14 protein-coding genes and 1 pseudogene are annotated in these 13585 nt (G+C 52.7%); 9 read left to right on the plus strand and 6 right to left on the minus strand.

Annotation, left to right across the window (positions count from 1 at the left end):
- Window positions 1-42: 42 nt before the first annotated feature.
- From choX to rocF, 4 genes are all read right to left on the minus strand, one after another.
- Window positions 43-960: a choline ABC transporter substrate-binding protein gene (choX, locus tag ACZ1HF_RS01200; protein ID WP_472655794.1), complete on the minus strand. Its 918-nt coding sequence runs from the start codon at window positions 958-960 to the stop codon at window positions 43-45.
- A 112-nt stretch (window positions 961-1072) separates the two neighbouring features.
- Window positions 1073-2125 (minus strand): ornithine cyclodeaminase, encoded by a 1053-nt coding sequence (locus ACZ1HF_RS01205; RefSeq protein ID WP_472655795.1) that lies wholly within the window; start codon window positions 2123-2125, stop codon window positions 1073-1075.
- The gene (gene ctlX / locus ACZ1HF_RS01210) at window positions 2122-3060 is read right to left on the minus strand and encodes a citrulline utilization hydrolase CtlX (RefSeq protein WP_472655796.1); all 939 of its coding nucleotides are present in this window, start codon (window positions 3058-3060) and stop codon (window positions 2122-2124) included. The genes ACZ1HF_RS01205 and ctlX overlap by 4 nt, the downstream gene beginning before the upstream one ends.
- The gene (gene rocF / locus ACZ1HF_RS01215) at window positions 3060-3992 is read right to left on the minus strand and encodes an arginase (protein ID WP_472655797.1); all 933 of its coding nucleotides are present in this window, start codon (window positions 3990-3992) and stop codon (window positions 3060-3062) included. Before rocF ends, ctlX begins: the two co-directional genes overlap by 1 nt.
- 135 nt (window positions 3993-4127) lie before the next feature.
- Here rocF and ACZ1HF_RS01220 point away from each other — a divergent pair, with 135 nt between their 5' ends.
- The 9 genes and pseudogenes from ACZ1HF_RS01220 (at window position 4128) to ACZ1HF_RS01260 (ending at window position 12384) form a co-directional block, all read left to right on the plus strand.
- Entirely contained in the window at window positions 4128-4559 is a 432-nt protein-coding gene (locus ACZ1HF_RS01220; RefSeq protein WP_472655798.1) for an Lrp/AsnC family transcriptional regulator, read from the plus strand.
- A 279-nt stretch (window positions 4560-4838) separates the two neighbouring features.
- Window positions 4839-6575 (plus strand): ABC transporter substrate-binding protein, encoded by a 1737-nt coding sequence (locus ACZ1HF_RS01225; protein WP_472655799.1) that lies wholly within the window; start codon window positions 4839-4841, stop codon window positions 6573-6575.
- Window positions 6576-6683: 108 nt separating this feature from the next.
- A pseudogene (locus tag ACZ1HF_RS01230) lies at window positions 6684-7744 on the plus strand (ABC transporter ATP-binding protein).
- A complete protein-coding gene (locus tag ACZ1HF_RS01235; RefSeq protein WP_472655800.1) occupies window positions 7745-8818 on the plus strand; it encodes an ABC transporter ATP-binding protein in 1074 nt (357 codons plus the stop codon).
- On the plus strand, window positions 8815-9678 hold the full coding sequence (locus tag ACZ1HF_RS01240) for a carbohydrate ABC transporter permease (RefSeq protein ID WP_472655801.1): 864 nt from the start codon (window positions 8815-8817) through the stop codon (window positions 9676-9678). Before ACZ1HF_RS01235 ends, ACZ1HF_RS01240 begins: the two co-directional genes overlap by 4 nt.
- The gene (locus ACZ1HF_RS01245; protein ID WP_472655802.1) at window positions 9675-10472 is read left to right on the plus strand and encodes a carbohydrate ABC transporter permease; all 798 of its coding nucleotides are present in this window, start codon (window positions 9675-9677) and stop codon (window positions 10470-10472) included. Before ACZ1HF_RS01240 ends, ACZ1HF_RS01245 begins: the two co-directional genes overlap by 4 nt.
- A 137-nt stretch (window positions 10473-10609) precedes the next feature.
- Entirely contained in the window at window positions 10610-10876 is a 267-nt protein-coding gene (locus ACZ1HF_RS01250) for a DUF2160 domain-containing protein (RefSeq protein ID WP_472658948.1), read from the plus strand.
- A gap of 19 nt (window positions 10877-10895) precedes the next feature.
- On the plus strand, window positions 10896-11294 hold the full coding sequence (locus ACZ1HF_RS01255) for a BlaI/MecI/CopY family transcriptional regulator (RefSeq protein WP_472658949.1): 399 nt from the start codon (window positions 10896-10898) through the stop codon (window positions 11292-11294).
- Window positions 11278-12384, plus strand: a complete 1107-nt coding sequence (locus tag ACZ1HF_RS01260; RefSeq protein WP_472655803.1) for a M56 family metallopeptidase — start codon at window positions 11278-11280, stop codon at window positions 12382-12384. The genes ACZ1HF_RS01255 and ACZ1HF_RS01260 overlap by 17 nt, the downstream gene beginning before the upstream one ends.
- Here the strand turns inward: ACZ1HF_RS01260 and ACZ1HF_RS01265 are convergent.
- Window positions 12378-12824, minus strand: a complete 447-nt coding sequence (locus ACZ1HF_RS01265; protein ID WP_472655804.1) for a DMT family transporter — start codon at window positions 12822-12824, stop codon at window positions 12378-12380. The two genes, ACZ1HF_RS01260 and ACZ1HF_RS01265, sit on opposite strands and share 7 nt — an antisense overlap.
- 13 nt (window positions 12825-12837) lie before the next feature.
- Window positions 12838-13584 carry an SDR family NAD(P)-dependent oxidoreductase gene (locus ACZ1HF_RS01270; protein ID WP_472658950.1) on the minus strand — a complete coding sequence of 249 codons (747 nt, stop codon included), beginning with the start codon at window positions 13582-13584 and terminating at the stop codon, window positions 12838-12840.
- Between the last annotated feature and the right edge of the window lies 1 nt (window position 13585).

Below are 13585 nucleotides of genomic sequence, written 5' to 3' on the forward strand. Positions count from 1 at the left end.
AATGAAAAACCCCAGCGCAGTGGCTGGGGTTTAAGGGGAGGATCAAAGGCCCAGTTTGGCTTTGACGGCTTCCATGGCGTCACCGCCATCCTTGGTGGTCACACCATCCAGCCAACCGTCCAGAACACCGGGATTGGCTTTTAGCCAAGCCATTGTGGCATCGTCGGCTTCTTCGCCCTCATCAAGAATCTTGCCCATGATTTCATTTTCCATGGGCAAGGTGAACTTGAGATTTGTCAGCAGTTTGCCCACGTTCGGGCATTCCTCGGCAAAGCCTTTGCGTGTTGTCGTGTAGACAACACCTTCGCCGCCGAAGAAATCTTCTCCGCCTGTGAGGTATTTCAATTCGAAATTCGCGTTCATCGGGTGCGGTTCCCATCCAAGAAAGACAACCGGCTCCCCATCGTCGACCGCGCGCGAAACCTGCGCAAGCATGCCTTGTTCAGAGCTTTCAACGACCTCAAAGCCTTCCAGGCCGTGGGTGTTTTCCTCGGTCAGCTTGACGAGGTAGGCGTTACCTTCATTGCCGGGCTCAATTCCATAGATCTTCGCATCAAGCTCGTCGCGAAATTTTGCAATATCCGCATAAGTTTTCAGGCCGGCCTCATAAGTGTAAGCTGGCACTGCCAAAGTATATTTGGTGCCTTCCAGATTGACAGCGAGCTGTTCAATTTCGCCTGACTCAAGATAAGGGCCAATCGCACCGCTTTGCGCGGGGATCCAGTTGCCAAGGAATACATCGACATCGTCGCTTTCCATCGCCGAGAAAGTCACAGGCACGGACAGAACCTTGATATCCACTCCATATCCCAATGCTTCAAGCACATGTTTGGTGGCGGATGTTGTGGTGGTGATATCGGTCCAGCCGACATCTGAAAATATCACGTCGTCGCAATTGGCAGCTGCCTGTCCGGCAAAGGCCATCAATGCAAAAACTGATAGGGTAGGGCGTAGGGTCATGTATCTCTCCCGAGTGTTGGTTCCCAAAGCAGCGAGAATTTCTGTTGATTCTCGTAATATCGCGAAAGATTACGATGCACATTGCAGAGATTAAAGGTCTGTAATCGACCATTCAGCTTTGTGCGCGACACAACATACCATATAAATCGCGCGGGTCATCGGGATCGGCAAGCATATCGAGGTTATCATAATGCCCGGTAACTTTCAGTTGATCGCGGATATATCTCAGGGCTGAGAAGTCTTCGGTTGCAAAACCTACGCTATCAAACAGGGTGATTTGATCGTTGGATTTGCGACCGTCTGCTTTGCCTGCAATGACTTTCCACAGCTCAATCACAGGATGGTCCGGGTCAAGCTGTTGTATCTCACCTTCGATACGGGTTTGTGGCGGGTATTCCACGAAAATATCCGATCGCAACAGAATATCGCGGTGCAGCTCTGTCTTGCCGTGGCAGTCGCCGCCGATAGCATTGATGTGCTGGCCACTCCCGACCATGTTATCGGTCAGGATCGTCGCATATTGTTTGTCGGCTGTGCAGGTGGTGATGATATGTGCGCCGGTCACAGCATCTTCGGCAGAGGTGCATTGTATTACCGTCAAGCCGCTATCTGCCAGATTTCGGGCGGCTTTCGCGGTGGCAGTCGGATCGGTGTCATATAGGCGGACCGTATCGATTGCGACGACGTTCTGAAAGGCGATCGCCTGAAATTCGCATTGCGCCCCATTGCCGATCATCGCCATTACTTTCGAACTTTTGGGCGCAAGGTGCTTGGCCGCTACGGCCGAGGTTGCTGCGGTGCGCAATGCTGTCAGCACGGTCATTTCTGATAACAGCACCGGATAGCCATTTTCGACTGTCGCCAATACACCAAATGCCGTCACAGTTTGAAACCCGCGAGCCATATTGGCAGGGTGGCCGTTTACATATTTGAATCCGTAGGTCTCTCCGTCGCTTGTGGGCATCAGCTCGATCACGCCTTCCTCGGAGTGAGCCGCAACGCGAGGTGTCTTGTCGAACTCTTCCCAACGCAGGAAATCGGCCTCAATGTAATCCGCGATGTCGGCGATCACCTTGGGTAGACTGATTGTGTTCACGATCTTCATCATGTTTTCAACACTGACAAATGGTACCATTGCCAAATGGGACGGTTGAGATGTGCTCATAGAGGTGTTCCTTGTTCGGGGCGGCGCGCTAGGTGGATGCCCGCCAACATGCAGCGAACTGAGCCACCGGCGGTCTCAATTGTAGGGATGGAAAGGGGTAGCATCGGGGTTGAAGCCTCGATGTGGGCGCATTGATCCGGGGTCAGACTGGCGTGTGCGCGGGCGGATAGAGCCAGAAACCGACCATCATGATCGCTGAGCTCCATGGCATTTCCGGCAAATTCCGCGATTTGGGCGGGGGTCAGCGCGATGACGTCGCGACCAGTTTCCTCCAACCGGTCAACCACGGCCTGCCTGCGGCTGGGGTCGATGATCATGTCAAGGCAGATCAGCGCATAATTCGTGGCAACAGTCATAAGGACGTTCGTATGGTAGATCGCTGTACCATTCGCGTCTGCGGCCTTGAAGACCATCGGCTCGAAATTGAAGTTGGTGCAGAACCTTTCCAGAATGACCGGGTCGGCGCGGTTGGATTGGATCGTATAAGCGACCCGGCCTATATGGTCTAACACCATCGCACCTGTGCCTTCCAATGCCAGCCCGTCCTGTTCGAGACCGGAATAATCGATCACATCCTGTACGCGATAATTCTGTTTCAGCATGTCGACCACGTCCCAGCGGCGTTCGCGCTGCCGGTTCGGTGCAAACATCGGGTAGACGGCCACATGGCCGCCGGCATGTGTGGAAAACCAGTTGTTGGGAAAAACTGAATCCGGCGTGTCTTCGCCTTCATCATCAAACACATGAACTGTGATGCCTGCTTCGCGTAAGGCATCTACCGCCGCGTCAAACTCGGCAAGGGCGCTGGCAGCGACCTGTTCAGATGTCCGGTTCGTCTCGGACTGAAATGCATTGTCCTCGCGGGTTTCGGGGTTGGATTGAAACCGGTGCGGGCGGATCATGACCACAGTCGATGGGGCTTGGATGGATTGCATCAGAACCTCCGGGTTGGGCGATCAAGCACTTTGCGGCCCAAAAGGCTGGCGCAGAGATCGACCATCAGGCTAGCAGTGCGACCGCGTTCGTCCAAAAATGGGTTCAGCTCGACCATGTCCAGTGACGTCACCAGTCCGCTGTCGCAGAGCATCTCCATAACCAGATGCGCCTCGCGGAAGGTTGCGCCACCGGGGACGGTCGTGCCAACGGCGGGCGCAATGCCTGGGTCGAGAAAATCTACGTCCAGACTGACATGCAGCCTGCCATTCGCCTGTTTTATGCGGTCCAGAAAGCTGCCTAATGGCGTTGCAATGCCCGTCTCGTCGATGGAGCGCATGTCATGCACAATGATAGGGTGCGCGGCGAGTGCTGCGTTTTCCGCAGGATCAACTGATCGGATGCCGATCATGCAGATGTTTTCCGGGCTCACTTTACAGTGCAGGGGCGGGTAGTAGCCATCAAACCCTGACATCCCGGTGAAATATGCAACAGGCGTGCCGTGTAGATTGCCGCTTGTTGTTGTTTCCAACGTGTGTATGTCTGGATGCGCGTCGAGCCACAGCACGAACTGGTCCTGCCCAAGATCATTGCTGTGTCGGGTGATGCCAGGTACAGACCCGATGGCAATACTGTGATCACCCCCCAGAAAAATCGGTATGTCATATGTCTGCGCAGCTTTGTAAGCTGCTCTTTCCAGCGCTGTTGCCCAACCAATAGTAAAGTCTAGATCATGGATATTTGTGTTGGGATGCGTCGGAACAGTGACCACGTCTGGGATAACACTGCCTAAATCCTCGACCGCATGACCCAGTTCACGCAGGGTTTGAGTCAGTCCGGCTGTTCGGAAACTGTCAGGCCCCATCAGGCAACCGGGTTGACTGGCACCGGATTGGATCGGAGCGCCAAGTATCGAACAGGTGAAAGAGGGCATAGAGATCTCCGTTGTCAGGTAAAGACAATGAAACGTGTATGAGGTTTTGTAGGAAGTCGAAAAATTGTCAAAAATTGCGAATAGGCTATACTTTTTGATGGTGTAATCTGCCAAAATGATAAACTACCTATACAAATGAATACTCTTGATACCATTGACCGTCGCCTGATTGCGACGTTGAAACTTGATGCACGCGCTTCGATTACAACGCTGGCTGCCCAGCTTGGCGTATCACGCGCGACCTGTCAGGCGCGCTTGAATCGATTGGTCAGCACAGGTGTGATCCAACGCTTCACGATAGCTCTTGATGAACGCCGTGAGTCCGACATCATTCGTGCTGTCATGATGGTTGAGCTACAGGGCAACCTTGCCCGTGCTGTCACGCGCAAACTGCGCCAGATGCCCGAGATTGTGCAGTTACACACCACAAATGGTTCTTGGGATCTTGTGGCACAAATCGAAACAACCAGCCTGCCTGAATTCGACCGCGTCCTACGGGAGGTCAGGGAAATTTCCGGTGTGACAAATAGCGAGACCTGTCTTTTACTTAACAAGGTTATAGCCTGATTTTGCGAAACAGTTTTTAGTTTCTTACGACTATTGTTCTAGCGACTCTGTGCCTGAAAAATGGTGGCTTTTAGCGCCGGTCCGATTTGAAAGCCCGCTGAATCTGTCTGCGCGTAGGATGATCTTAAAAGACACATGAAGTAAAATTCATTTAAAATCAAATGGTAAGAAGGGATGCATTTAACTACTAAAGATTTAGTTTGACAAAGCAAAACATCTGATCCCAACATATATAGGCTGGTTTTTGCCAGTACATATAAAACTTAGGGAGGAAACAAGATGCGTAAGTATCTGCTCTCCGCAGTCGCGGCATCTGCCGTGATAGCGGGGTCGTCAGCGGCGTTTGCCGATGCAGAGGCGGCCAAGAAATGGATTGATGACGAATTCCAGCCATCATCGCTTAGCAAAGAAGAACAGATGGCCGAAATGGACTGGTTTATCAGTGCAGCTGAGCCGTTTTCCGGCATGGAGATTAATGTTCTGTCCGAGGGTATTCCGACACATTCCTATGAATCGGAAGTTCTGACAAAAGCATTTGAGGAAATCACCGGTATCAAGGTGAACCACCAAATTCTCGGGGAAGGCGAGGTGGTGCAGGCTGTACAAACGCAGATGCAGACCAAACGCAATCTCTATGATGGCTATGTGAATGACAGCGACCTGATCGGAACGCATTCGCGGTTGCAACTGGCCTATAACCTTACGGAACAGATGGGGGGCGACTGGTCTGCGACGACGTCACCTACACTTGATCTGGAAGACTTTATGGGAATTCAGTTCACGACTGGCCCGGATGGAAATCTTTATCAGCTGCCCGATCAGCAGTTTGCGAACCTCTATTGGTTCCGCAAAGACTGGTTTGATGATGAGGCAAACCAAGCCGCCTTCAAGGAAAAATACGGCTATGATCTTGGTGTGCCCGTCAATTGGTCGGCTTATGAAGATATCGCGGAGTTTTTCTCCAATGATGTCAAAGAGATCGACGGCGTAACGATCTATGGCCACATGGATTACGGCAAGCGCGCGCCCGACCTGGGTTGGCGGATGACCGATGCATGGCTGTCAATGGCGGGCACTGGATCAAAAGGGGAGCCAAACGGTATTCCGATTGACGAATGGGGTATCCGCATGGAGGAGGGATCCTGTAATCCATCGGGTGCTTCTGTATCTCGCGGCGGTGCTGCCAACGGTCCAGCGGCCGTCTACGCAATCCGCAAATGGGACGAATGGCTGCGCAACTATGCTCCCCCCGGTGCGGCGAGCTATGACTTCTACCAATCCCTGCCTGCTTTGGCGCAAGGCAATGTGGCCCAACAGATCTTTTGGTACACGGCCTTTACCGCCGATATGGTGAAGCCGAAATCAGAAGGGAACAATACGGTTGATGACGAGGGCAACCCGCTTTGGCGCATGGCCCCAAGCCCGCACGGTCCCTATTGGGAAGAAGGCCAGAAAGTTGGCTACCAGGACGTGGGGTCGTGGACCTTCCTGAAGTCAACCCCGGCTGATCGGGCGCAGGCTGCATGGCTCTATGCGCAGTTTGTGACCTCCAAGACTGTTGACGTGAAGAAATCCCATGTTGGGCTGACCTTCATTCGAGACAGCTCGGTGAATCACGAAAGCTTCACCGAACGTGCGCCTAAATTGGGCGGTTTGGTCGAGTTCTACCGCTCGCCTGATCGTGTGGCATGGTCGCCAACCGGCATCAACGTGCCTGACTATCCAAAGCTGGCTCAGATTTGGTGGCAGCAGATCGGTGACGTGAACTCGGGTGCCTTTACACCACAAGAAGCGATGGACCGTCTGGCTCAGGAAATGGATATCACCATGGGTCGGATGCAGGCAGCTGATGAAGCTGCGAATGTCTATGGCGGCTGTGGCCCGCGTCTGAACGAAGAGAAAGACGCTGAGTTCTGGTTTGCCAATGGCGGTGCAAAGCCGAAGTTGGACAACGAGAAACCGCAAGGCGAAACCGTCAACTATGACGAGCTGGTTGCGCGCTGGGCGGCTCAGTAATGTAACCTCCCTGTTGGTCCGGTGTTATATCGGGCCGACTTTGGTCGGGATCATTGGTTCCGACCGCCAACCCTGCGGACACAGGGAATATTCGGGACAGGGTTTTCCATGACGATAGAGCTGAAAAACATCACCAAGCAGGTGGGCCAGATAAAGCATATCAAGCCAACATCGCTGACGCTTGAGGCTGGACATTTCAACGTCCTTCTTGGTCAGACAGGGGTAGGTAAGACGTCGCTTATCAAGCTGATGGCGGGCCTCGATCCGGCGGCAAGCGGCCAGATATTCATGGACGACGTCGATGTAACCAAACTGTCAACGCAGAAGCGTAATATAAGCTTGGTGCACCAGTTCTTTGTGAACTACCCGCATATGAGCGTTTATGACAACATTGCCTCCCCTTTGCGGGTCGCAGGCATGGCAAAATCCGAAATTCAAGGCCGTGTGGAAGAGGCCGCAGATATCCTGCAACTCCGCCCCATGCTGAAACGTCGCCCGCAGGAGCTTTCTGGCGGCCAACAACAACGCTGTGCCTTGGCGCGTGCAATTGCCAAAGAAAGCCGCGCGGTGTTTCTAGACGAACCGCTGGCGAACCTTGATTACAAATTGCGCGAAGAACTGCGCGAACAGCTGCCGGAACTCTTCGCTGGACGCGGCGCGGTTGTGGTTTACGCCACGTCCGAGCCGGAAGAAGCTTTGCTTTTGGGGGGTATACTGCGCTGATGGACGATGGGCATGTGTCGCAGTTTGGCCCGACCGCGCAGATTTATCGCAAGCCCGGCAATCTGACAGCAGCGCGGGTCTTTTCGGACCCCCCAATCAATTTTGCCGAGATTACCAAAGCCGGGACTGAGGCGCGTTTGCCCACCGGGGTCACGTGGGTTTTGCAAGGGGATGCTGCGGGGTTGACTGATGGAACCTACACGGTTGCTGTGCGCCCGCACCATATCAGCCCTGTTGAAGATCATGGCGGCATACCCATCACGGGAACCGTGCTGGTGACAGAATTGTCCGGCTCTGAGTCAAGTGCGCATTTCCAAATGGGCAATGATGCATGGGTGTCATTGGCGCATGGTGTTCACCCTTATGAAGTCGGCGAGGATCACAGATTTTATATGGATCCGTCCAAATGCTTTTATTTTGCGCCCGATGGGCAGTTGGTGGCTTAAATGGCGAAAATCACCCTCAAAGACCTGCGGCACAGTTATTACCCCAATCCAAAAAGCCGCGACGACTATGCGCTGAAAGAGATTGACCTCGAATGGAATGATGGCGGGGCATACGCGCTTCTCGGCCCGTCTGGTTGCGGAAAATCAACTCTCCTGAACATTATTTCGGGGCTTCTGGTCCCGTCAGATGGTCAAATTCTGTTTGATGACAAAGACGTCACCCATTTGCCCCCCGACCAGCGCAACATTGCGCAGGTGTTCCAGTTCCCTGTGATCTACGACACGATGACGGTCTACGATAACCTTGCCTTCCCCTTGCGCAATCGTGGGGTGTCCGAGGAAAAGGTCGATGCCCGCGTCACAGAAATAGCATCTATGCTTGAGGTCGAAGATATGTTGCGGACACGTGCTGCTGGTCTGAGCCCTGACAACAAACAGAAAATCTCGATGGGGCGCGGTCTTGTGCGTGATGATGTCAATGTCGTGATGTTTGATGAGCCACTTACGGTGATCGACCCACATCTGAAATGGAAGCTGCGCAGCAAGCTGAAAGAGTTGCACCAGAAGGTGCGCGCCACGATGATCTATGTGACCCACGACCAGACCGAAGCGCTAACCTTCGCAGATCAGGTGGTTGTCATGCAGGAAGGCGAGGTGGTGCAGATCGGCACACCGGTTGAGCTGTTTGAGCGCCCCGCGCACACATTTGTTGGCCACTTCATAGGCTCCCCCGGTATGAACGTCTTGCCATGCGAGATACGCGATGGCGGCGCGTTTTTTGAAGGGCAGCAGGTGGCGCTGGAAGGTGCGATCCGGCAAGGTTCTGGTGCTACGCAGATTGGTATCCGGCCTGAATTTGTAGCCCTTGGCGCAACCGGGCTGCCTGCCGTGGTGCGCAAAGTGTCTGATGTTGGTCGCCATAATGTCGTTGAGGCGATGGTTGGCGACAATAGCGTCAAGGCGATTATTGAAGGCGACGTGCCGGGGCACGGGGATGCCGTTCACCTTGCGTTTCGTGCGGATCAGACACGGCTTTATCGCGATGGTTGGATCGCCACGGAGGCAAGATCATGAAAACCGAAAACCAAAAGGCATGGTTCTTTGTCCTTCCGGTTCTGCTTCTTGTGGCGTTTAACGCGCTCGTCCCAATGATGACGGTCGTCAATTATTCAGTCCAAGAAACATTTGGTGACAATCTGTTTTTCTGGGAAGGTCTGGGATGGTTTGAACAAATTCTGCGCTCGGACCGTTTCCATGCGGCGCTGGGGCGGCAATTTCTGTTCACTGGTCTGATCCTTGCTATCGAAATTCCGTTGGGCATCATAATTGCCTTATCCATGCCCCGTCAGGGGTTTTGGGTGCCCGTCTGTCTGGTGACAATGGCGCTGCCGATGCTGATCCCGTGGAATGTCGTCGGCGCGATGTGGAACATCTTCACCCTGCCGGATATCGGCCTTTTAGGGTATTTTCTGAACACAACGCTGGGTATTGAATATGACATGACCCAAAGCCCTGTCGCGGCATGGGTCACGATTATCACCATGGATGTCTGGCACTGGACGTCGCTTGTGGTGCTTTTGTCTTACGCAGGTCTCGTATCAATCCCGGATGCCTATTACCAAGCGGCGAAGATAGACGGGGCATCACCGTGGAAAGTCTTTCGCTACATCCAATTGCCCAAGATGAAAACGGTGCTGACCATCGCAATCCTGTTGCGCTTTATGGACAGCTTCAACATCTATACCGAACCATTCGTTCTGACAGGGGGTGGGCCGGGCAATTCGACTACATTGCTATCAATTGATCTGGTGAAAATCGCCCTCGGACAGTTCGACCTTGGTCCCGCCGCAGCGATGAGCCTGATCTATTTCGCAATCACATTGCTGGTCTCGTGGCTATTCTATACCTTGATGACAAAGGATGACTCAAAATGAGAAAAAGATCACTCATACCAATCCTTTACATCCTGTTTTTGATGTTACCGATCTACTGGCTTGTCGCGATGAGCTTCAAGACAACCGGCGAAATTCTATCCGGGTTCTCGCTTTTCCCACAGACTTGGACATTGGCGAATTATCGGGTGATTTTCACCGATCCAAGCTGGTACTGGGGGTACATAAATTCGATCATCTATGTGTCGCTGAATACGGTCATCTCGGTAACGGTTGCCTTGCCTGCGGCCTATGCGTTTTCCCGTTATCGCTTTCTCGGGGATAAGCAGTTGTTTTTCTGGTTGCTGACCAACCGGATGGCACCAGCAGCGGTCTTCGCTTTGCCGTTCTTTCAACTATATCAAGCCGTAGGTATTTTCGACACGCATCTTGCTGTTGCGCTGGCGCATTGCCTGTTCAACATCCCGCTGGCTGTCTGGATTTTGGAAGGCTTCATGGGCGGCGTCCCAAAGGAGCTGGACGAGACCGCCTATGTCGATGGCTATTCTTTCCCGCGCTTTTTCATGACGATTTTCCTGCCCTCTATCAAAGCCGGTGTCGGCGTCGCCGCTTTCTTCTGCTTCATGTTCTCCTGGGTTGAGCTTTTGTTGGCAAAGACGCTGACGGCTGTTTATGCCAAGCCAATTGCGGCAACGATGACCAAAACGGCATCCAGTGCGGGTTATGAGCTTGGTCTGCTGGCGGCTGCCGGAACCTTGACCATCATTCCGGGCGCAATCGTTATTTATTTTGTGCGCAACTATATTGCCAAAGGCTTTGCCTTGGGGAGAGTGTGATGCGGTTTCTTCTGACCTTCATTGCAGCACTTGTCGTAAATCCAGCCTTTGCACAGGCCACAAACGGATGGGGCAGCGTTGGGGAAAAAGCCGAGAAAAGCTTTTCCTGGACATCCCCCCTTTGGCCAAGCTTCTGGATGGCATGGACCCCGGCAACACTGGTGGTGTTCATTGGTATCTTCAGCGCTATGGGCGTGTTGACTGTTCTTGAGATCAAGCGCCCCGGTGGGGATGAACGTCAAGGCGTTCTTGGCTTGACCACAACGCGGGGCGATCGTCTGTTCATCTCGCTTCTTGGGTCAGTTTACATTTTCCTTGCATGGCTTGGGCTTTTCGGGACGCCGTTATGGATCCCGCTTGGGCTGGCAATTGCATGGGGCGTATTCTGTTTCTGGAAGGTCTGAGCAAAACATGGCAGACCCGATACGGCATAAGAAAAAAAGCGAGTTTCTGACCGAGGTTGAGCTGGAATTCATGTCCCAGCTTTGGGAACTGGGTGAAGGCAGTGTGCGCGATGTGCTGGCCAACCTCGCTCCGGAACGTAACCTTGCCTATACCTCTGCCGCAACAATCTTACGCATTCTGGAACAGAAGGAATTCGTCACCAGTAGCAAGAAAGGCAAAACATTCGTCTACAAACCACTTCTCGCGAAAGATGCTTATCAATCAAGGTCGCTTAAAGACCTGTCTGAAAAATTGTTTGATAATACGCCCGCTTCGCTGGTGGCGCGGCTTGTGGACGATTGCGATTTAACCGAGGATGCTTTGGGGGAAATTCGGGCCTTATTGGACCGGAGGTTGAAGGATGACACAACAGATTAACACAATCCTCGATATCTACATCAACGCCAATATTCTGCTGGCGGTCACATTTCTTATGTGGCTTTTGGTTCGCACGGGCATGGATCGCATTGGTATGCGGTATGCGTATCCCACTCAGTTACGTCTTCTGAACGGGTTACTGTTGGCTGTTGTTTTCGCGCCGGTTTTTGTGCTGATGGGTGATTTCTTTGCAATTGGCCGTCAGATGAACTTATCGGATGTGCTGCTGTCACACTATCTAAATGGCAGTTTTCATATGAAACCATCCCAGTTTGAACAGGTCATGCACCTGCGCCACGATTTTACCAGAAGTCTGATTAGCCTCAACCAGACTGGTGCGGTTGTTTTGTGTGGCGTTGCCTTCTTCTCAGCTGCCATTGTTATGAATATGATCAAATTGCGCAGAATAATCTGTGACAGTTATGTCTGGCGGCAATTCGGTTCAGTGCAAATGCGTCTGTCAGATAGTATAAGTGTGCCGTTTTCTACACGTAGTCTGACCAGACGATATATTATTATTCCCTCATATATGCTGGTGAATGGGCAGGATCTACGTATTGCCCTTGCCCATGAATTTCAGCATTTGCGCCAAAAAGATGTGGAATGGGAACTCGCGTTGGAATTGCTCAAACCACTCTTTTTCTGGAACCCGGCATATCATCTATGGAAACGCCAGATTGAGCGATTGCGGGAACTGGCTTGTGATCAAAGCGTTCTGACAAGGGGTAGATTTGGCGCCTACGAATACGGTCAATGTCTGCTGCGCGTTTGCGAAGCCAGCCTGCGCAGGGACAATCGCCTGAGCGTTGCCATGCCGCAAGTGGCCTTTGTGCAGATTGATCAGCGATTGCTGTCCGGCGGTTCCGCCAATTTCCTTGGTCAAAGGTTTCGCTCCTTGTTTGAAAGTCAGAATAGGCACCCATCCAAGGCAATGTTCTTGTCCGTCATGACCCCGTTGATTGTGGCTGTTGCGCTCATCTCGGTCGCAATCCAGAAGCCAAGTGACTGGAGCCAGGATCAGTTAATGTTGTCAGCAATTGTCAATCTTGAGCGTCTTGAAGCCCGCAATACATTTGCGACAGCTTACTGAACCGCAATCTGTGTCAGAAACACGCCGCCTGCCATCATCGCAATGCCCAGAGCCCGGGTTAAGGTAAGCGAAGTCTGTGCGGCTCCGAATAATCCAAAATGATCAATCAGGGCCGCTGAAATTAATTGCCCAAGCAACACAAAGAAAACAGCATTGCCGACCCCAAAATGTGGTGCAATCCAGGTGATGGACAAGACATAAAAAGCGATCAGAATACCCCCAAGCAATAGATATTTCGGGGCGTCTACAATCTTTGCAATGGCACTGGGTCCGGTGATCAGAGTAACTGCTGCTGCACTGAGTAAGGCAACTGCGAACAGTACCACTGAGGCCGCTGCTGGCGCGCCTATGCTACGCCCTAAAGCTGCATTCAGTGTGGCCAGTACGGGCACGCCGATGCCCGCCAATAACATGATGAACGCATAGGATGATGTGGGCATGTTTAGTTCCCCCTTAGTATGTCGCCCGCCCACCTGACAGATCAAACACCGCAGCGGTTGTGAAAGAGTTCTCAGCGCTGACAAGCCATGTGATCATATGTGCCGCTTCTTCAACCTCCAGAAAACGCGCACGTGGTATTTTGGAGAGCATGTAGTCGATATGTTCCTCGCTCATCTGATCAAAGATAGGCGTGCGAGCCGCGGCTGGGGTGACACAGTTGATGGCGATATTTTTGTCCGCATTTTCTTTGCCAGCGGATTTTGTAAACCCTATCACCCCGGCCTTTGACGCAGAATAAGCGCAGGCATTCGGGTTGCCTTCCTTCCCGGCGATTGAGGCGATGTTGACGATCCGGCCAAAATTACGTTTCTGCATTCCGGGCAAGACAGCTTTGTTCACATGGTATGTGCCAGTTAGGTTGATTGTAATGATTTGCCCCCAGGCCGCATCGTCGTAATCCTGCACAGGCGCATTCGGTCCGGCTATTCCGGCGGAATTCACCAGAATGTCAACAGGGCCGAGTGCTGCTTCTGTTTGGGCCAAAGCGTCCTGTACCAATCCCATGTTGGATATGTCGCAAAGGCAGGCAAGTGTTTCGCCCTGCAGATTTGCCATAGCTGTCTGATTGCGTTCCTCTTGCATGTCCCACGATGCGACACGTGCGCCCGAGGCCAACATCTGTTGTACGACCGCAAATCCAATACCCTGCGCGCCACCTGTGACAACCGCAGTCTTGCCCTTCAGATCGTAGGCGTTCATC

This window comes from Litoreibacter sp. GN1-5 (genome assembly GCF_055693805.1).